The organism is Tessaracoccus aquimaris (assembly GCF_001997345.1).
In the GTDB taxonomy this organism is placed as follows: domain Bacteria; phylum Actinomycetota; class Actinomycetes; order Propionibacteriales; family Propionibacteriaceae; genus Arachnia; species Arachnia aquimaris.
Window position 1 is genome coordinate 195675 of sequence record NZ_CP019606.1, and the last position, 17955, is coordinate 213629.

Sequence of the window (17955 nt, forward strand, 5' to 3'; positions counted from 1 at the left end):
CTGCTTGTGAGCGAGCGTTCGCTGGATGCCCTGCGGCTGAGCCTCGTCACCTGCGCCGTCTCGACGCTCCTGGTGCTGATCCTCGGGGTGCCGACGGCCCTGGTGCTGGCCCGCACCCGTGGTCGATGGGCCACGGTGGCGCGCACCGTCGTCACGGTCCCGATGGTGCTGCCGCCGGTGGTGGCGGGCCTTGCGCTCCTGACGACCCTCGGTCGGCGCGGCATCATCGGGGCGCCGCTCTCGGCGCTCGGCATCGAGATCGGCTTCACCACCGTCGCGGTCGTGATCGCCCAGACGTTCGTGTCGCTGCCGTTCCTGGTCATCTCGCTCGAGGGGGCGCTGCGCGCGGCCGGGTCGGACTTCGAGCAGGCCGCCGCGTACCTCGGATCGTCCCCGACCCGCACGTTCTGGCGGGTCACCGTCCCGATGGCGGCGCCTGCGCTGGCCTCCGGGACGGCGCTCGCGTTCGCCAGGGCGCTCGGCGAGTTCGGTGCGACCCTCACCTTCGCGGGCTCCCTGCAAGGGGTCACCCGCACGCTGCCGCTGGAGATCTACCTGCTGCGGGAGTCCGACACCGACCTCGCCCTCGCGCTCGCCGTCGTGCTGCTCGCGGTCGCGGCGCTGGTGGTCGGCGTCGCGACCCATCTTCGAGCTTGGGGAGCCATGCCTGACGCAGTGCGGATCGACGCGAGGGTCCGGGCGCGTGACGTCGACGCTCAACTCGCCCTCGGCCCGGGGCGGCTCCTCGCCGTGATCGGCCCGAACGGGGCGGGGAAGTCGACCTGCATCCAACTGCTCGCGGGCGCGCTCGGCCCAGACGACGGGTTCGTCGAACTGGGTGGGGTGGTCGTGGCGGACGCGCGGGGCGTGGTTCCCGCGCACCGGCGCCGCGTCGGCTACCTCGAACAGCGCCCCCTGCTCTTCCCGCACCTGAGCGTCGCAGACAACGTCGCCTTCGGGCCGAGGTCGCGCGGCGTGGCGAAGGCCGCTGCGCTGCGCAGGGCGGAGGAGGAACTGGAGGCCGTGGGCCTCACCGGGTTCGGCGGGCGCCGCCCCGCGAACTCTCCGGTGGGCAGGCGCAGCGGGTCGCGATCGCCCGGGCGCTGGCCATCGATCCGGACGTGGTCCTGCTCGACGAGCCGTTCGCGGCCCTGGACGCCACCGCGACCCCGGAACTGCGTCGGCTGCTGCGGGCAAGGCTGCTCGGCATCACGACGGTGCTGGTCACGCACGACCCGCTCGACGTGCTGGCTCTCGCCGACCAGGTCGCCTACCTCGACTCGGGACGCGTCGTCGTGCAGGCCGACGTCGATGCCGTCTTCCAGAACCCGGCCAGCCGCTTCCTCGCCGACTTCGTCGGACTCAACCTGCTGCACGGCCGGGTCGACGACGACGCCGTCCGCCTCGACGACGGGTCGGCCGTGGCGGGAATCGCCGAGTCCGCGCTGTCGACGGGGGAGGCGCGCGCGGTGTTCCCGCCAGCAGCGGTGAGCATCTTCCGGTCCGCGCCGCACGGCAGTCCGCGCAACGAACTACCTGCCGTCGTGACCGGCGTCGAGGACAGGGGCCTCGTGCAGCGGGTCAGCCTCGAGGTGGCAGGGCAACGAATCCAGGCCGACGTCACCCCGTCCGCGATGCGGGAGTTGGGCATCGCCCCTGGCGACCGGATCGTCGCCGTCGTGAAGGCGACCCAGGTGGCGCTCCACCCGGTGGCCTGATGCTGGTGGCCTGATGCTGGTGGCCTGATGCTGACGGTCGGGTTATGAGGGCTCGACCGGCACGATCCGTCCAGACGCTCGTCGCCTGGGACCGCGTTGCGGCTGCGTCCTAGACTCGAGCCGACACCGATTCAATCTTCAAGGAGTTCCCCATGTTCTCGTTCCTCGCCCGCTCAGCGATCAGCTCGATCTTCGTCTTCGGCGGGCAGGCGGCGATGCGTGAGCCGGGCGGTCGGACCGCGATGGTCGAGAAGACGGGTCGCGCCGTCGGCGTCGAGTTGGACGAGAACGAGGCGGCCACGCTCGTGAAGCTGAACGGCGCCGTGATGGCGGGAGCCGGTGCGACCTTCGCGCTCGGCATCCTGCCGCGCGTGTCGGCGGCCGCGCTGATCGGCTCGCTGGTGCCCACCACGCTCGCGGGGCACGCGTTCTGGGAGGAGAAGGATCCGGCCGCGCGCAAGGGTCAGCTCACCCAGTTCCTCAAGAACGCCGCGATCGTCGGGGGCCTCGCGCTGGTGCTGTTCGGCGGCGGGAAGCGCGACTCCGCCGCCTGAGCGACGCTGCCGGCGTCGAGCAGTATCGGTGGCTCGGTGCGCGACACGCCGCGTTTTCGTGGCGCCAGCACCAACGAGGAGTGAATGCTGCTCAACGCCCGACGCGCACCGACAGACCCAGCGCCGGGCGCTAGAGGTTTCGACCGATGAGGCGACGCTGCGCGCCGCCTCATGGCTCAACCAGCGGGGGCAAGGAGTTTGAACCGATGAGGCGACGCTGCGCGCCGTCTCATGGCTCAACCAGCGGATCCCAGTACCTCGACGGCGCCGTCGATCAGGTGGACGGTGCGATCGGCGCGGGCCATCAGCAGCGGGTCGTGGGTCGAGATGACCGAGGCGAGGCCGCGCTCGTGGGTGAGTTCGACGATCAGGTCCATGATGGTTGCGGCGGTGTCCGAGTCGAGTTGGCCGGTCGGCTCGTCGGCGATCAGGATGTCCGGCTCCGCCACCAGCGCGCGGGCCACGCCGACCCGCTGCTGCTGACCGCCGGAAAGCTCGTGCGGGCGCTGGCGCGCGTGCTGCGCGAGGCCGACGCGGTCAAGGATCGTCGCGACCCGCTCCGCCCGCTCCGCCGGATCGACGTTGGCCAACCGCAGGGGGACCTCCACGTTCTCCGCGGCCGACAGTACGGGGATCAGGCCGAAGGTCTGGAACACGTAGCCGATCCGGCTGCGGCGGGCGGCGAGCACCTCAGTCTCGCTCATCGCGGACAGCACGTCGGCGCCGTCGAGAACCACCTCGCCCGAGGTCGGCCGGTCAAGGCCGCCGAGCAGGTTCAGCAGCGTCGTCTTACCGGAGCCGGACGGCCCGGTGACCGCGGTCAGTTGCCCTCCGAGCACCTCGATGTCGACGCCGACGAGCGCGTGCACCTCCGCCTGCCCCGCCCGAAGGTGCGGCGCAGGTCGCGGCCAGCGAGCCTTGGTGGCTGGGTCATGACGGGTCCTCCTGGTCGTCGGCCGCCGAGGCGGCGCGGCTGGGGGTCGACGCGGTGACGGGCGCCTCGTCGTCCTCGTCGTCTGGCGCGGCGTGCCTGCTGCCGGCGGTCGCCTCGAAGTCGGCGCCCGGCCAGATCCCGACATGGTCGGGTTCCAGTTCGAGCCGGACCCGCTCGTGCAGGCCGAGCGAGCGGACGTGCCCGGCGGGCAACTGGATGCGCCCGTTGCGGTCGATGACGGTGTATTCGTCGGCGACCTCCCGCGTGCCGTCGGCGTCGGAGACCGTGCGGCGCAGCACCTCGGTGGAGGTGCGACCGTCGCGGATCTGGATGGTGCGCGCCACATGGTCGCTGACCATCGGGTCGTGCGTCACGATCAGCACAGTGGTGCCCAACTGCTCGGCGGCGTCGCGCATCGCGTCGAGCACCTGAGCCGAGTTGACCTCGTCCAGTTCGCCGGTCGGCTCGTCGGCGAGCAGGACGGCAGGCGCGTTCGCGAGGGCTGTGGCGATCGCGACCCGCTGCTGCTGACCGCCCGACATCTCCGCTGGCCTGCGCTCCGCCAGGTCGGCGACCCCGAGCAGCCCGAGCAACTCCAGCGCCCGCTCGCGCCGCTCGCCGCGGTTGCTGATCACCATCGGCATCGCGACATTCTCCGCCGCTGACAGGAAGGGGAGCAGGTTGCGCGAGGTCTGCTGGAACACGAACCCGACGGCGCTGCGCCGGAACTCCGTGCGCTGCCTGGGCGTCATGCCGGACAGGTCCTCGCCCGCCACGCGCGCCTTACCGCCGGTGGGCTTGTCGAGGCCGGAGAGGATGTTCAGCAGCGTCGACTTGCCGGACCCGGAGGCGCCGACGATGGCGACCACCTCGCCCGGCTCGACCGTCAGGCTCAACCCCTGAAGGGCCTGCACCTCGATCCCCTCGGTGGTGTGGATGCGGACCAGGTCCTCGCACCAGATGTCGGGGCCCCCATGGGAGCGGTGCGCCCCCTGGATGCCGCGACGTGCAGCGTCAGTCATCGTTCCTCCCCGAGGCGAAGTTCGTGGGCAATGTTGGTGCGACCGGCCAGCCAGGCGCTGAACCCGACCGCGAGGGTGGTGGCCGCAAGCAGCGCGAGGCACACCCCGCCGACCCAGCGCGGGTCGAGGTACAGGGAGGGCGTGAACGCGCCGCCGGTGAGGGCCTTGAAGTCGACGGTGGCAAGCATCAGCGCCGCGATGCCGATCCCGACGAGCGCGCCGAGGATCAGCGCCACCAGCACGACCGGGCCGAGTTCCCAGGCGGTCAGGGCACGCAACTGTCCTGGCCTGAGACCGAGGGTGCGCAGCACCGCGGCGGCGCTTCGCCGGTCGTTGGCCGTCATGATCTGTGCCGTGAAGATGGCAAGCACCATCAGGACGCCGGTGATCAGCGTCAGCAGGATGAAGATTCTCGACAGCCCGTCGACCGTTGGCGAGCCGCGCAGCGCCTGCAGTTGGGTCTCGGTGGTCGTCACGTGGGCGAGCGGGATCAGTTCCTTGACGGCGGCCGTCACGGCCTCAAGGTCGGCGCCGGGCGCCGCGGAGATGATGGCGGTCTTGGCGCTCGACAGGTTCTTGTCTGGCCAGTTGTCGGTGGAGACGAGCACCCACGCATCGGCCGAGGTCACGCCGGGCAGCAGTTCGAGGTGACCCACGACGGCGACGTCGCCGAGGCCCTGCAGCGTGCCCTTCCCTCCGCCGGGGATCAGCGAGCCTCCCACCACCACCGGCACCGGGGAACCCTTCTCGAACACCGCGGACGGCAGCGGCGACCCGTCCCGGCTGGCGAGGTAGGTCTCGGCCAGGTTGGCGTCGGAAAGCCAGACCCGCGCCCGGACCTCCTTGTCGCCGATCCGTAGCGCCGAGTTGTCCGAACCCAGTCGCACCAGCGCGACCGCGTCGACGCCGTCGATGGCGCGCAACTGCTCGGCCGTCTCCTCCGTCATCCGAGGGCCGCTGACGTGCACCGAGGAGCCGTTGTCGTTCCACACCGCCCGCTCGGTGCCCGCGGCGATGGTGCCGAGCAGCGAGGCGGCGGTCACGGCGATGGTGGTGCCGAGCACGATGGTGACGACCGGGGCGACGCCGCCCGCGGGTTCACGCAGGGCGCGCGCCGAGCCCATGAAGCCCGTGAAGCCCCGTCCGCGCTTGAAGGCGTGCACCAGCAGTCGCAGCGGGACCGGGTAGACGCGCAGCACCAGCAGGCAGGCAAGCAGCGTCAACAGGACAGGGGCGGCGGCGCCGAGCAGGTCGGTGCCGAGGCCCTGGGCGCCCCTGGTGGTGAGCAGTCGCCACGTCGCACCGCCCGCGGCGAGGGCGATCAGGATCTCGGCGACCATCCGCCACCTGCTGCTGCTTGAGGCGACCTCGCGGCGGCCAAGGTGCGACGTGTCCCGCGCCACCCAGGCCAGCGCCGCGGCGGGCACCAGGCCGATGGTGAGCGTGAGCGGCCACGACCACCAGTGGGTGGGCGAGTCGACCAGTGCCTGTCCCACGAGTTGGCCGAGCACTGCGGCAGGCACGCCCGCGACGGCGCCCTCGATCGCGACGAGGCCGCGCAACTGCGCGGGCGACATGCCGCGCGCAGACAGCAGCGTGATGGCGGTCTTCCTGCGGTACAGGACCAGTTGGGCGCAGAGCGTGACCAGCGCGATGCCCACCCCGATCGGGCCGATCGCGCTGACGGCGATCAGCGTGTGCGTGGTGCGTTGCTGGGCCAGTTGCCGCTCCAGGAGGGAGTTGAGCTCCGAGTGGAACGCCATCGGGTTGTTGTCGGCCCCGACGGGTTCGTCGCCGGCGGGGGCCGGCACTGGCGACCAACGCTTGGCGAGCATGCCCGTCAGCTGGGCGCTGAGTTCGGCGATGTCGGTGCCCCGCGCGGCGACGGCGTCGGCGTTCAGCCCGAAGTACACGTCGTAGCGGAACGGGTCCTGCAGCCGCATCGACGGGTCGCCGGCCGCGATGGCCGGGGCCATGAACAGCCCTCCGACCAGCTTCGTGCCGAGGGCCGGTTCGACCTCCTCGCCGATGCTCACCCCGTACGGGTTGTGGCCCCAGCGGGTGTCGTCGGGATCATTGGCGGTGAAGATGCCGGTGATCTGCAGGTTCGGGGTGGGCCGGTCGCCGACCTTGAGATCGGCCTTCTCGGCGAAGGTCGTCAACATCGCGACCTGGAACGGGGCCGAGTCGCTGCCGATCTCCGGCCACGCGCCCTCCACCAGCGTCGCCCTGTCGGGCAGGTCGGGGTCGATCAGCAGGTTGGCCTCGACGCGGTAGTAGCCGGTCTCCGTCGGCGGGATCCATTCCGTGCGCACCGGTTGGACGCCCAGGAACTGCCCGGGCCTCAGCAGGGAGCGCAGCGGTTCCGGCTGGGCGAGCCGGGTCGTCTCCGCCGCCTCCCGCGGACCCTGCCACGGGTCTCCATCGGCGAGGTGGCCGATCGAGTAGGTCGTCCAAGTGCCCGAGACGTCGCCTTTCACCGCCGACACGTCGCGCAGGCTGCTGGCCAGTTGCCGGTCGTCGAGTTGGGTGCTCATCCGGGGAATGATCGTGGCGATCAGCGACAGCACGGCGACGGTGAACGCAAGCAGGATCGTCGGCCACGGGCTAGCGCGGAACTGGCGCACCAGGAGGGCGATCATCGGACCTCCTCCCGGTAGGCGGTCTCGAGCGCCTGGCGCCGCACCGTGACGGCCTGCCAGGCGACGATGCACGCCGCGCCGAGCGCCCCGACGGCGAGCAGGATCAGCCAGGGCCGCCAGTCGTAGCGCAGCGCGACCTGGAAGCTCGGGTCCTGCTGGATGGCGGACAGCGCGACGGGGCGCACCACGAGCCACCCGACCGCCCACCCGGAGGCAACACCGAGCGCGGTGGCGAGCACCAGCACCCCTCCGCTCTCGATCGCGCGGCTGCGTGCCTGCGCCGACGGCGTCATGCCGAGGGCGCGCAGCACCGCCACCTCGGGTCGCCGACTGCTGGCGGTGGTCGCCGCCGACGCCGCGAGGCCAGCAAGCGCAAGCACCAGCGCACAGCCGGCCGCGACCCAGAGGGCGCTGGCCGCCACCTCTGCAGTACCGCCTCCCGCACGGTCACCGACGACGGAGACGGAGTTGACGGTGGGGAGGTCGGCGGCGGCGGCGCGGACTGCCTGGGGGTCCCCGTCGATGCCCGCCCACAGTTCATCGGGCCAGGGCATCGTCTGCCCCTTCGACGTGTAGGTCTGCGCGAGCGCGGAGGCGTCGATCAGCGCGCCCTGATCGCCCGGCACCCCGGGAATCACGTCGGTGACTGCGGCGATCACGCCCGGGATGCGGCCCCCGAACGCGTCGATCTCCACCTCGTCGCCCACGGTGAGCGTCGTCGCCTCGGACGTTTCTGCGGTGACGGCGACCGGAACCCTCGGCCGCGGCCGTTCGGGAGCCTGGTACACACCTCCTGGGTCGTACCCGGTGAACGCGAGCCCTGGCCCTACCCAGATGTTCGCGGTGCTCTGTCCGCCCTCGCCGGGGTTCATCCGGGTCGTGAGGCTCCAGGTCGCCGACGAGGGGTCGATCACCGATCGGGGCAGCGGCGGCGCGTTGACCTCGAGGTAGGTGCCCTGAATGCCGTCGGTGCCGTCGACGGTGAACTCGCGGAGGGTCGGCGGGAGCGCGTCCTCCATGAGGGCGTCGTAGCCCCGGAACTGGTCCGCAGGGTAGGCGGTGCCGGAGGACCAGTTGGCCGTGGCGGCGCCCAGCAGTGGGGCCCCGCCGGCGGCGAGCGAGATCGTGTAGTCAACCGAGCGCAGCCCCGAGGCCGAGTCCGACAGGTCGAAGCGCACGCCGTCGAGCACAAGGCCGACGTTGCCAGGCAGTTCGAGGTCGAAGGTGGCGCTGGCAGAGGCATCCGGCTGCACGGCGGTGGTCACCGGGTCGTCGAGCGTTATCGGGCCTGGGGTGACGGTGACCGACTCGGTGGACAGTTGGTAACTGAGACCCGTGACGGTGTCGCGAAGCAGGAGCGTCACCGAGGCGCTGGCGGGGGTGAGGTAGTCCTGCAGGAGTTCGGCTCCCTTGGCGGCGGTGACCTCGGACTCGCCGTTGAGCGCCCACTGCCGCGGGGTGCTCGCCAATTGCGCGGCCTGCCACGGGTCGAGGAAGGCGCGGGCGCCGAGGGTGACCTGGAGGGTCCCCGCACCGGAGGGGATCGGCAGGGCGGCCGGCCCCGTGGAACTGACTCTCATCTCGTCCGCGGATGGGAGTCGGGTGCCGGCCGGGAGCAGCGCGATGCGGTCCAGGTTCTCGAGGGAGGCGACCACCAGCGGAAGCGACCGGTCGCCGATCTGGGCAGTGTCGGCCCGCCACACCGGCGTCGTGTCGGTGACCCCGGCGACCTTCCCGATGGGCGGCAGCGCGTCCGGGGCCCGGTCGGCGCTCTCGTCGACGGTGACCCGCAGCGGCGCGCCCTGCCGCAGGTGCGCGATGTCGTCAAGCAACGCTGTCGCGGTTCCCCGAACACGGACGCGAAGGTGGCGGTGCCGACGGCGAGCACCGTCAGCACGACCGCGACGGCCTGCAGGACAAGGCCACGTGCGACCTGCGCCGCCGCCAGCCACGCCCCGGTCGCCCGGGTGGCGTGCGTGAGCGCCTCGACCAGGCGCGTGACCGGCGCGAGCACCACCAGGACGGCGACGGCGGACACGGCCAGCAGCAGCGCGGGGGACAGAGCGGAGATGACGTCGAGGCGGACCCTCCCCTCGTCGTCGACCCTGACGAAGCTCTGGGCGCTGCGCAACTGCCAGGTGGAGATCACCGCGAGCGCGAAGGTCAACACCAGCAGGGCGGCGCCCGCCACGTTGCGTGCCCGGTCGCGGCGGGGAAGGAAGCCCCGCGCGCTGCGGACAGCCGAGCGCGCGTTGACGCCAATCAGGCACAGCGCGGCGATCACGAGGCCTGCGAGGCCGCCGATCACCACGGTGCGGGTCTGGCTCCAGTCGCCGGCAGCGAGCCGCAGCACCAGCAGCGCGAGGCCGGTGCCGACCGCGGAGCCGAGCAGCCCGACAAGCAGGGATTCGCCGACGGCGACTCCGAGGATCTGGCGCAGGCTGGCGCCGCGGGCCACCAGGAGCGACTCCTCCGGTTCGCGGGAGGCGGACAGCAGGCCCGCGACCTGGGTGAGGCCGACGATGGCGATCAGGATCAGCACCGAGACGGGCAGGAAGCCGAACGCGTCACCGCTTGCCGACTCGCGGGCCGCCTGCTCCGCCGCCGGGGCGAGATCGCCCGTCACGACGACGCCGCGCCCCGAGACATCGGCGTCCTCGACGGCCTTCGCGGCGCTCGCCGCGCGCTCGGTGAGCATCGGCAACTGGGCGGGCTTGATGGCGGCGCCGTCGGGGACGACGACCCATCGGATGAACGGCGACCCGCTCGCTGCGAGCACCTCGGGCGCCACGACGAGGGGGCCGACGTCCTCGCCGGAGGCGCCGGTGCGCAGCATGGGGTCGCCCAGCCACATGGCGGCCGACGGGTCGCTCGGGCGCCACAGGCCGGTGACGGTGAGGCTCTGTCCGCCGACGTCGATGCTCGCCCCGACCGCGATGTCGCGCAGCCCCGCTGCGGCCGAGGACAGCGTCGCCTCGCCGGGGCCCTTCGCCCAGGTGCCGTCCGTGAGGACGAGGTTCGGCTCTGCCAACTGCTGCGCGGACCACATCACGACCCGCCCGGCCAGCGCGGTGCCGTCGACGCTGGCGCTGCGCGGCTCGGAGACAAGCGAGGTCCACACGTCGATGGGGATGGGGGAGAAGCTCTTGGCGAGAGTGTCGCGCACCAGGGTGTCCTGCTGCTGCGCGTCGTCACCCATCCGGGTCTGTATCTGGATGCCCGCATCGCCTGTGACCGGGTTCGCGAGGGCCGCGTGCGCGGCGCGGGTGGCGAGCAGGCCGGAGTTGCCGAGCGAGCCTGCCAGGATCGCCGTCGTGAGCATCACGACCGCGAAGAGGACGGCGACGAGGGTTCGGCCTGCGCGGAGGCGGCGTGCTGCCCAGGCCCACCACGTCGTCATGTCACGACAGCCTAGGGGAGGTAGGGTTGCCGCGTGCAGAGCTTCGAGGGACCGAAGGAAGAGTGTGGCGTATTCGGTGTCTGGGCCCCCGAGGAGGACGTCGCCCAACTGACCTTCTTCGGGCTGTTCGCGCTGCAGCACCGCGGGCAGGAGTCCGCAGGCATCGCCGTCAGCAACCTGCACCGCATCATGGTCTACAAGGACATGGGGCTTGTCAGCCAGGTCTTCGACGAGGCGACGCTGAAGTCCCTTCCCGGCCGGCTCGCGATCGGCCACACCCGCTACTCGACGACCGGCGCCAGCGTGTGGCACAACGCGCAGCCGACGTTCAAGGCGACCCAGCAGGGCGGCCTCGCGCTGGCCCACAACGGCAACCTGACCAACACCCACGAGCTCGAGGCCTGGTTGGCCGAGCTCGCGCCGTCGGAGAAGGTGCCGGAGAAGAAGACCATGGACTCGACCAACGACACGTCGCTGGTGACCGCCATCATGGCCAGCTTCGGCGACGAGCCGCTCGAGTCGGTCGCCATGCAGGTGCTGCCGCGCCTCAAGGGCGCCTTCTGCCTGACGTTCATGACGGAGCGCACCCTGTACGCCGCCCGCGACCCGCAGGGCTTCCGCCCGCTGGTGCTCGGCCGGCTGTCGAACGGCTGGGTCGTCGCGTCGGAGACCGCAGCCCTCGACATCGTGGGCGCCTCCTTCGTGCGTGAGGTCGAGCCGGGGGAGTTCATCGCCATCGACGAGCGGGGCCTCAGGACGCAGCGCTTCGCGGAGGCCAAGCCGAAGGGCTGCATCTTCGAGTACGTCTACCTGGCCCGCCCGGACACCACCATCGCCGGCCACGGCGTGCACTCGGTGCGGGTGCGGATCGGCCACAAGCTCGCCGAGGAGTACCCCGTCGACGCCGACCTGGTGATCCCGGTCCCCGAGTCTGGCACGCCGTCGGCGATCGGCTACGCGCAGGGCTCCGGCATCCCCTACGGGCAGGGCCTTGTCAAGAACGCCTATGTCGGCCGGACGTTCATCCAGCCGAGCCAGACGATCCGCCAACTCGGCATCCGGCTCAAGCTCAACCCCTTGCGAGAGGTGATCGAGGGCAAACGGCTCGTGGTGGTCGACGACTCCATCGTGCGCGGCAACACCCAGCGGGCGCTGGTGCGGATGCTGCGCGAGGCGGGCGCCAAGGAGGTCCACATCCGGATCTCCTCGCCGCCGGTCGAGTGGCCATGCTTCTACGGCATCGACTTCGCCACCCGGGCCGAGCTGATCGCGCCCGGGCTGACGGTCGACGAGATCCGCCGCTCGCTCGGGGCCGACTCGCTCGGCTACATCTCGCTTGAGGGCCTCACCGAGGCGACCCAGGTCCCCGCCGACCAACTGTGCCGAGCCTGCTTCGACGGCAAGTACCCCATCTCGATCCCGCCGGCCCAAGCCGAGCTCTTGAACTTGGAGGAAGCAAAGTGAACCAGAGTGCCTACGCCGCGGCAGGCGTCGACATCGAGGCGGGCGACCGCGCCGTCGAACTCATGAAGGCCTCCGTCGCGAGGACCCGCCGCCCCGAGGTGCTCGGCGGCCTCGGCGGCTTCGCGGGTTTCTTCGACGCCTCCGCCCTCAAGGGCTACCGGCACCCCGTGCTCGCGTCGTCCACCGACGGCGTCGGCACCAAGGTCGCCATCGCGCAGGCCATGGACAAGCACGACACGATCGGCTTCGACCTGATCGGGATGCTCGTCGACGACCTGGTCGTCAGCGGCGCGGAGCCGCTGTTCGTGACCGACTACATCGCAACAGGCAAGGTCGTCCCGGAGCGGATCGCGGCGATCGTCTCCGGCATCGCCGACGCCTGCGTCGCGGCTGGCTGCTCCCTGGTCGGCGGCGAGACCGCCGAGCACCCGGGCCTGCTCGGCCCCGACGAGTACGACATCGCAGGCGCGACCACGGGGGTCGTTGAGAAGGACTCAATCCTCGGCGCTCACCTGGTCGAGGTCGGCGACGCCGTGATCGCCATGAAGGCCTCCGGGCTGCACTCCAACGGCTACTCGCTGGTGCGCCACGTGCTGCTGACAGAGGCGGGCTGGTCGCTCGACAAGCACGTCGACGAGCTCGGCCGCACGCTCGGCGAGGAACTCCTGGAGCCGACAAAGGTGTACGCGCTCGACGTGCTCGACCTGATCTCGAAGGTCACGGTGCACGCCATGAGCCACATCACGGGCGGCGGCCTGGCTAACAACCTCGCCCGCGTGATCCCCGACGGCATGGCGGCGGTGCTCGACCGGTCGAGCTGGACCCCTCCCGCGATCTTCCAGGTGGTGCAGCAGGTCGGCGGCGTCTCGCAGGCCGACATCGACGCGACGCTCAACATGGGCGTCGGCATGGTCGCGATCCTGCCTCAGGACCAGGTTCCCGCCGCGATGGCGGCCCTGCAGGCGCGCGGCGTGTGGTCGTGGCAGCTCGGCGTGATCGAGGCGGCAGAAGGAGAGGGCTCCGCGCGCCTCGTCTGAGCCGGCCGACCGGCGCCAGGAGACGAGCCTCGCGTCGAACACACCCCTGCGGGTGAGAGTGGCGCTGCGCGGGTGAAACCCCAAGCCAGCGCCTGATCAGCCCACCCCGGAGGTGGTCTCAGCGTCATCGGATGCCGCGGCTCGGACGCGCCGACGCGACCGTCGGCCGTTTGTCGCTGACAAGTGCAGAAGAAATCCCACATGGCGCGGACAAGGCTGTTAGCGTCAGCACTCTCAAGTCGAGGACCGGGCCCCAACGTCGGGGCCTGAGGGAGGGGTAACGATGGGCCGACAACGACGCACGGCACTGGTGGGCGCGGCAATCGCCGTGACCGTCCTGCTCGCCGGCTGTCTGCAGGATCCAAACCCGCGCACGGCAGGGGGAGGCGGGGGAGACTTCGTCGCCTCGGGCGGCTCCGCGGACGGCGACAAGGTCGTCACGCTCTTCGGGGCGTTCGGCGGCGACGAGGCGAAGGCCTTCGAGGAATCGCTCAAGCAGTTCGAGAGCGAGTCCGGGATCACGATCGAGTACGCAAGCTCGCAGGACTTCACGACTCTGATCAAGGCCAAGTCGCGCTCGGGGACACACCCGACATCGCGATGTTCCCGCAACCGGGCGGCCTGATCGAGCAGGTGGAGGCGCAGCAGATCCAGCCGATCGACACCTACCTCGACTTCGATGCCATCAACGCCACCCTGATCCCCGGCTTCCTTGACGCGGCACGGGTCAACGGGCGCTACTACGGGGCGCCGATGCGGATGGCCGTCAAGTCCATCGTCTGGTACCCCGAGTCGTACAAGGCGACGGGCAACCCGACGGAGTTCGAGTCGGTCCAGCAGATGCAGCAGATCGGCGACACGATCAAGAGTTCCGGCACCGCGCCCTGGTGCGTCGGGTTCGAGTCCGGCCCCGCGACGGGCTGGCCGGGCACCGACTGGATCGAGGAACTGGTGCTCAGGATGTGGGGGCCGGACGTCTACGACCAGTGGACCAAGCACCAGATCCCCTTCAACGATGAGCGGATCGTCAAGTCGTTCGAGGAGATGGGCAAGTTGCTGCTCACCGACGGCAACAGCTACGGCGGGCGCACCGGCATCCTGGCCACCGGTTTCGGCGACGCCATGAACCCCGCGTTCGAGTCGCCGCCCAAGTGCTACTGGATGCGGCAGGGCAACTTCGTCTCGAGCATGCTGCCCAAGGCGGTCACCGCCGAACTCGACACAGCGGTCGGAACGGCCGTGTTCCCGCCGTACGAGGGCGGCTACGCGGGCCAGCCGATCCTGGGCGGCGGCGACATCGCCGCGCTGTTCAACGGCGACGACCCCGACGCGATCGCCGTCATGAAGTACCTGACGAGCGACAAGTTCGGCGCCGAATGGGCGAAGGCGGGCGGCTGGCTCTCGCCGCACAAGACCTTCGACCAGGCCAACTATCCCGACGAGACGACCCGACGGATCGCCGACATGGCCTCCAAGGCGGACGTGTTCCGCTACGACGGCTCCGACCTGATGCCCAACGCGGTCGGCGGCGGCACCTTCTGGAGCGGGATGGTGGCATTCACGTCCGGCGAGAAGACCGCGCAACAGGTCGCCGACGACATCGAGAAGTCGTGGCCGACATCATGAGCGTCGCCGTCGAGTCGGCGGTCGCACCGCCGGACAAGGCTCAAAGGTCGGCCGATCCGAAACGGATCCTGGTCGGCGCCGTCGCGATGATCCTGGTCGGCTGGTTCGTCGGCAACGGGTTCCTCGCCCTCGCCTACTACCCGCAGTGGTTCGCGATGGGTGTCCCGGTGCTGGACAAGATCGTCCAGGCGCTCCTTGCGATGGTGCTCGGCATCGGTGGGGCGTTCCTGTTCTTCTACTGCATGAACGTCTTCGTCGAAGGCCTGCCGGGCGCATCGGACAGTTCCTGATGCCGTACGCCTGGATCCTGCCTGGCTACTTCACCATCGGTCTTCTGCTGCTGTACCCGACCATCCAGACCATCAACTACTCGTTCGCGAACAAGGACTCCACCGCCTACGCGTCCCGTGGTACAAGAACTACGTGGAGGTTCTCGGGTCCGAGGAGTTCCTGCGGACCATCGGCAACAACGTGTTGTGGCTGTTGATCGTGCCTGCCTCGACGGTGGTCATCGGCCTCCTCGTGGCGGTGCTGGCCGACCGGTTGGCACCCAAGGGCGAGGCGGTCTCCAAGGCGCTGATCTTCATGCCGATGGCGATCTCGTTCGTCGGCGCCTCGACCATCTGGGCTTCATCTACGACTACAAGTCGGGAGACACCCAGATCGGTCTCCTCAACGCCATCGTCAAGTCACTCGGCGGCCAGCCCCAGTCGTGGCTCACCGTCGACAAGTGGGCTTTGAACAGCCTGTTGCTGATGGTGATCGTCGTGTGGCTGCAGGTCGGCTACGCGATGGTGCTGCTGTCGACGGCGATCAAGAACGTGCCGGACGAGACCCTCGAGGCGGCCCGCATCGACGGGGCGAGCGAGTTCAAGATCTTCTTCCTGATCATCCTTCCCCAGATGCTCGGCACCATCATCACGGTGTTCGTCACCGTCTTCATCATGGTGATGAAGATCTTCGACATCGTCTACGTGATGACCAACGGCAACTTCAAGACCAACGTGATCGCCAACATGTTCTTCCAGGAGTTGTTCGTGCAACGCAACGCGGGCAAGGCGTCGGCCATCGTCGTCATCCTGCTGATTGCGGTCCTACCGGTGCTGATCTTCCAGGTGCGGCACTTCCGACGTGAGGAGGCTGAGCGATGAGCAAGCAACCGGACACCGAGTACCGACGCAGTTGGGTCTCCATCATCGTGATGACCCTGCTGTGCATCCTGTGGCTGATCCCCACCATCGGCCTGCTCGTGACGAGCGTCCGCAACATCGACCTGATCAACACCAGCGGTTGGTGGACGGGGCTGCTCGGGCCGTTCACGGCGGAGAACTATGCGGGCGTCTTCGAGAAGACCGACATGGGAGCGTCGTTCATCAACTCGTTCGCGGTGGCGATCCCGGCGACGGTGCTCCCGATCCTGCTGGCGGCGTTCGCGGCCTACGCGTTCACCTTCCTGGACTTCCGCGGTCGTGACTTCCTCTTCATCACGATCGTGGCCGTCATGGTCGTTCCGCTGCAGGTCGCCCTGCAGCCGATGCTTGACCTGTTCGGACCCCGCGGGATCAACATCTCCGGACAGTTCCTGGCGGTGTGGTTGCTGCATACCGGGTTCGGCATGCCGCTTGCGATCTACACGCTTCGCAACTACATGACGACCCTGCCGCGCTCCATCATCGAGTCGGCGAAGGTCGACGGAGCCTCGCACTTCCAGACGTTCTGGAGGCTGGTGCTCCCGATGTCGATGCCCGCGGTCGCGGGCTTCGCGATCCTGCAGTTCCTGTGGGTGTGGAACGACCTGCTGATCGCCCTGATGTTCCTCAAGCCGGCGAACGCCACGGTCATCGTGTCCCTGTCGTCGATCATGGGCACTCAGGGCCAAGGCTGGGAACTGCTCACGGCGGGGGCGTTCGTGTCCATGGTCGTCCCGATGGTGATCTTCTTCAGCATGCAGCGGTTCTTCGTCCGCGGCATGACCTCGGGCGCAGTCAAGGGCTGACCGGACGAGAGGGCCAGGCCACCGGTGCGGGTGGCCTGGCCCTCTTCGTGCGTTCCGGGTCGGTCAGTAGGCGCGGCCGACGACGGCGTAGGCCTCGGGGTCGTCGTCGCTGACGGGGATGGTCTCGTCGTCGCGCACCAGGCAGCGCACGGTGATCGACGAGGCCGCCAAGTGGCGTTCGCCCTCCACTCCCAACTTGGCCCACGGGATGCGGGCGAGGCCCTTCTGGGCGGCCGCGATCGCGTCGTCGATCGACTCGACGTCCTCGGTGCGAAGGTCGAGGCGCACCTCCGCCTCGTCGAAGAGGGCCTGGTGGTCGACAAGCAGGGCCTCGGCGGACAGCGCCGCGGCCTGGTCGAGCGCGACGACGTCCTTGCCGCCCATGATGCGACGCACCAGCGTGACCTTGCCGTCCGCCAGTTCGCGCGGGCCGATCTCCAGGCGCAGCGGAACGCCCTTGAGTTCCGCGTCGACCGCCCTGCGCCCGAAGGCCACGTCGACCCGGTCATCGAGCTTGGCCCGGATGCCCGTGTGGCGCAGTTCGTCGACCAGTCGGTGCGCGGCCTCGTGCACGCCCTCGCCGTCCTTGACGATCATCACGAGCGCCTGCACGGGGGCCAGTCGCGGCGGGAGACGCAGCCCGTTGTCGTCTCCGTGCGACATGATCAGGGCGCCGATCATGCGGGTCGAACTTCCCCAGGACGTCGTCCAGGCGAGTTCCTGCTTGCCCTGGTCGGACAGGTAGACGATGTTGAAGGCGCGCGCGAAGTTCTGGCCGAGTTCGTGCGAGGTGCCCATCTGCAGCGCCTTGCCGTCGCGCATCATGGCCTCGAGCGTCAGGGTGTTGACGGCGCCCGCGAAGCGCTCGGCGGCCGTCTTCCTGCCCCGGATCACGGGGATCGCCAGCACCTGCGTCATGAAGTCCTCGTACACCTCGCGGTGGATCCTCTCCGCGAACGCGGCCGCCTCCTGCTGCGTGCGGTGCGCCGTGTGGCCCTCCTGCCACAGGAACTCGCTTGTGCGCAAGAACACCCGCGGACGCATCTCCCAGCGCACCACGTTCGACCACTGGTTCAGCAGCAGCGGCAGGTCGCGGTAGGAGTTGACCCACTTGGCCATGTACTCGCCGATGATCGTCTCGGAGGTGGGTCGCACCACGACCGGCTCCTCCAACTCCTTCCCGCCCGCGTGCGTGACGACGGCGAGTTCGGGGCTGAAGCCCTCGACGTGCTCGGCCTCCTTCGCCAGGTAGGACTGCGGCAGGAACAGCGGGAAGTAGGCGTTCTCCACGCCTGCGGCCTTGATGCGCGCGTCCAGTTCCGCCTGGATGCGCTCCCAGATGGCGTAACCCGTGGGGCGGATCACCATGGTGCCGCGCACCGGGCCGTTCTCGGCGAGTTCGGCCCTCGCGACGACGTCTTGATACCAGCGAGGGAAGTCCTCGCCCTGCGGGGTCAGTACCTGTCCAGCCATGACTCCACCCTAGGCGCGCACGTCAGGCGCCGCGCCCATCCCGGCGGTTCCGCACGCGACAAGGCCCCGACACCGGAGACAGTGTCGGG

At 70.0% G+C, this 17955-nt stretch carries 16 protein-coding genes and 1 pseudogene; 11 read left to right on the forward strand and 6 right to left on the reverse strand.

Going from position 1 to position 17955, the window contains the following annotated elements; all coding sequences use genetic code 11:
* Positions 1–6: 6 nt before the first annotated feature.
* From BW730_RS18875 to BW730_RS00910, 3 genes and pseudogenes are all read left to right on the forward strand, one after another.
* Positions 7–1088 (forward strand): annotated as a pseudogene (locus BW730_RS18875) (ABC transporter permease); the annotation flags it as partial.
* Positions 1089–1469: 381 nt separating this feature from the next.
* A complete protein-coding gene (locus BW730_RS18880; RefSeq protein WP_226997176.1) occupies positions 1470–1718 on the forward strand; it encodes a TOBE domain-containing protein in 249 nt (82 codons plus the stop codon).
* Between the two features lie 152 nt (positions 1719–1870).
* A complete protein-coding gene (locus BW730_RS00910; RefSeq protein ID WP_077684666.1) occupies positions 1871–2272 on the forward strand; it encodes a DoxX family membrane protein in 402 nt (133 codons plus the stop codon).
* Positions 2273–2508: 236 nt separating this feature from the next.
* Here BW730_RS00910 and BW730_RS00915 read toward each other — a convergent pair whose 3' ends face one another.
* The 5 genes from BW730_RS00915 to BW730_RS18375 all read right to left on the reverse strand — a co-directional run bounded on the left by BW730_RS00915 (position 2509) and on the right by BW730_RS18375 (position 10270).
* A complete protein-coding gene (locus BW730_RS00915) occupies positions 2509–3141 on the reverse strand; it encodes an ABC transporter ATP-binding protein (protein ID WP_193432396.1) in 633 nt (210 codons plus the stop codon).
* 61 nt (positions 3142–3202) lie between these two features.
* Positions 3203–4228, reverse strand: coding sequence for an ABC transporter ATP-binding protein (locus BW730_RS00920; RefSeq protein ID WP_077684667.1), 1026 nt, complete (start codon positions 4226–4228; stop codon positions 3203–3205).
* Positions 4225–6870: an ABC transporter permease gene (locus tag BW730_RS00925; RefSeq protein ID WP_077684668.1), complete on the reverse strand. Its 2646-nt coding sequence runs from the start codon at positions 6868–6870 to the stop codon at positions 4225–4227. Before BW730_RS00925 ends, BW730_RS00920 begins: the two co-directional genes overlap by 4 nt.
* Positions 6867–8525, reverse strand: coding sequence for an FtsX-like permease family protein (locus tag BW730_RS00930; RefSeq protein ID WP_158522441.1), 1659 nt, complete (start codon positions 8523–8525; stop codon positions 6867–6869). The genes BW730_RS00925 and BW730_RS00930 overlap by 4 nt, the downstream gene beginning before the upstream one ends.
* Complete coding sequence (locus tag BW730_RS18375; RefSeq protein WP_158522442.1) at positions 8447–10270, reverse strand: ABC transporter permease; 1824 nt, start codon at positions 10268–10270, stop codon at positions 8447–8449. Before BW730_RS18375 ends, BW730_RS00930 begins: the two co-directional genes overlap by 79 nt.
* 33 nt (positions 10271–10303) lie before the next feature.
* On the opposite strand from BW730_RS18375, the gene purF reads away from it, so the two are divergent.
* From purF to BW730_RS00955, 8 genes are all read left to right on the forward strand, one after another.
* Positions 10304–11734: an amidophosphoribosyltransferase gene (gene purF, locus BW730_RS00935; protein WP_077684670.1), complete on the forward strand. Its 1431-nt coding sequence runs from the start codon at positions 10304–10306 to the stop codon at positions 11732–11734.
* Positions 11731–12771, forward strand: a complete 1041-nt coding sequence (purM, locus tag BW730_RS00940; protein ID WP_077684671.1) for a phosphoribosylformylglycinamidine cyclo-ligase — start codon at positions 11731–11733, stop codon at positions 12769–12771. The genes purF and purM overlap by 4 nt, the downstream gene beginning before the upstream one ends.
* Positions 12772–13054: 283 nt before the next feature.
* A complete protein-coding gene (locus tag BW730_RS18885; protein ID WP_226996944.1) occupies positions 13055–13396 on the forward strand; it encodes a hypothetical protein in 342 nt (113 codons plus the stop codon).
* Entirely contained in the window at positions 13372–14397 is a 1026-nt protein-coding gene (locus BW730_RS00945) for an ABC transporter substrate-binding protein (protein WP_237267977.1), read from the forward strand. The genes BW730_RS18885 and BW730_RS00945 overlap by 25 nt, the downstream gene beginning before the upstream one ends.
* The gene (locus BW730_RS18890) at positions 14382–14687 is read left to right on the forward strand and encodes a hypothetical protein (protein ID WP_226996946.1); all 306 of its coding nucleotides are present in this window, start codon (positions 14382–14384) and stop codon (positions 14685–14687) included. The genes BW730_RS00945 and BW730_RS18890 overlap by 16 nt, the downstream gene beginning before the upstream one ends.
* A gap of 133 nt (positions 14688–14820) precedes the next feature.
* Positions 14821–15138 (forward strand): hypothetical protein, encoded by a 318-nt coding sequence (locus BW730_RS18895; RefSeq protein WP_226996948.1) that lies wholly within the window; start codon positions 14821–14823, stop codon positions 15136–15138.
* Positions 15139–15152: 14 nt separating this feature from the next.
* The gene (locus BW730_RS18900) at positions 15153–15548 is read left to right on the forward strand and encodes a carbohydrate ABC transporter permease (protein ID WP_237267978.1); all 396 of its coding nucleotides are present in this window, start codon (positions 15153–15155) and stop codon (positions 15546–15548) included.
* Positions 15545–16393, forward strand: a complete 849-nt coding sequence (locus BW730_RS00955) for a carbohydrate ABC transporter permease (RefSeq protein ID WP_077684672.1) — start codon at positions 15545–15547, stop codon at positions 16391–16393. Before BW730_RS18900 ends, BW730_RS00955 begins: the two co-directional genes overlap by 4 nt.
* Before the next feature lie 63 nt (positions 16394–16456).
* Here the strand turns inward: BW730_RS00955 and proS are convergent, their stop codons facing one another.
* On the reverse strand, positions 16457–17866 hold the full coding sequence (proS, locus tag BW730_RS00960; protein ID WP_077684673.1) for a proline--tRNA ligase: 1410 nt from the start codon (positions 17864–17866) through the stop codon (positions 16457–16459).
* Between the last annotated feature and the right edge of the window lie 89 nt (positions 17867–17955).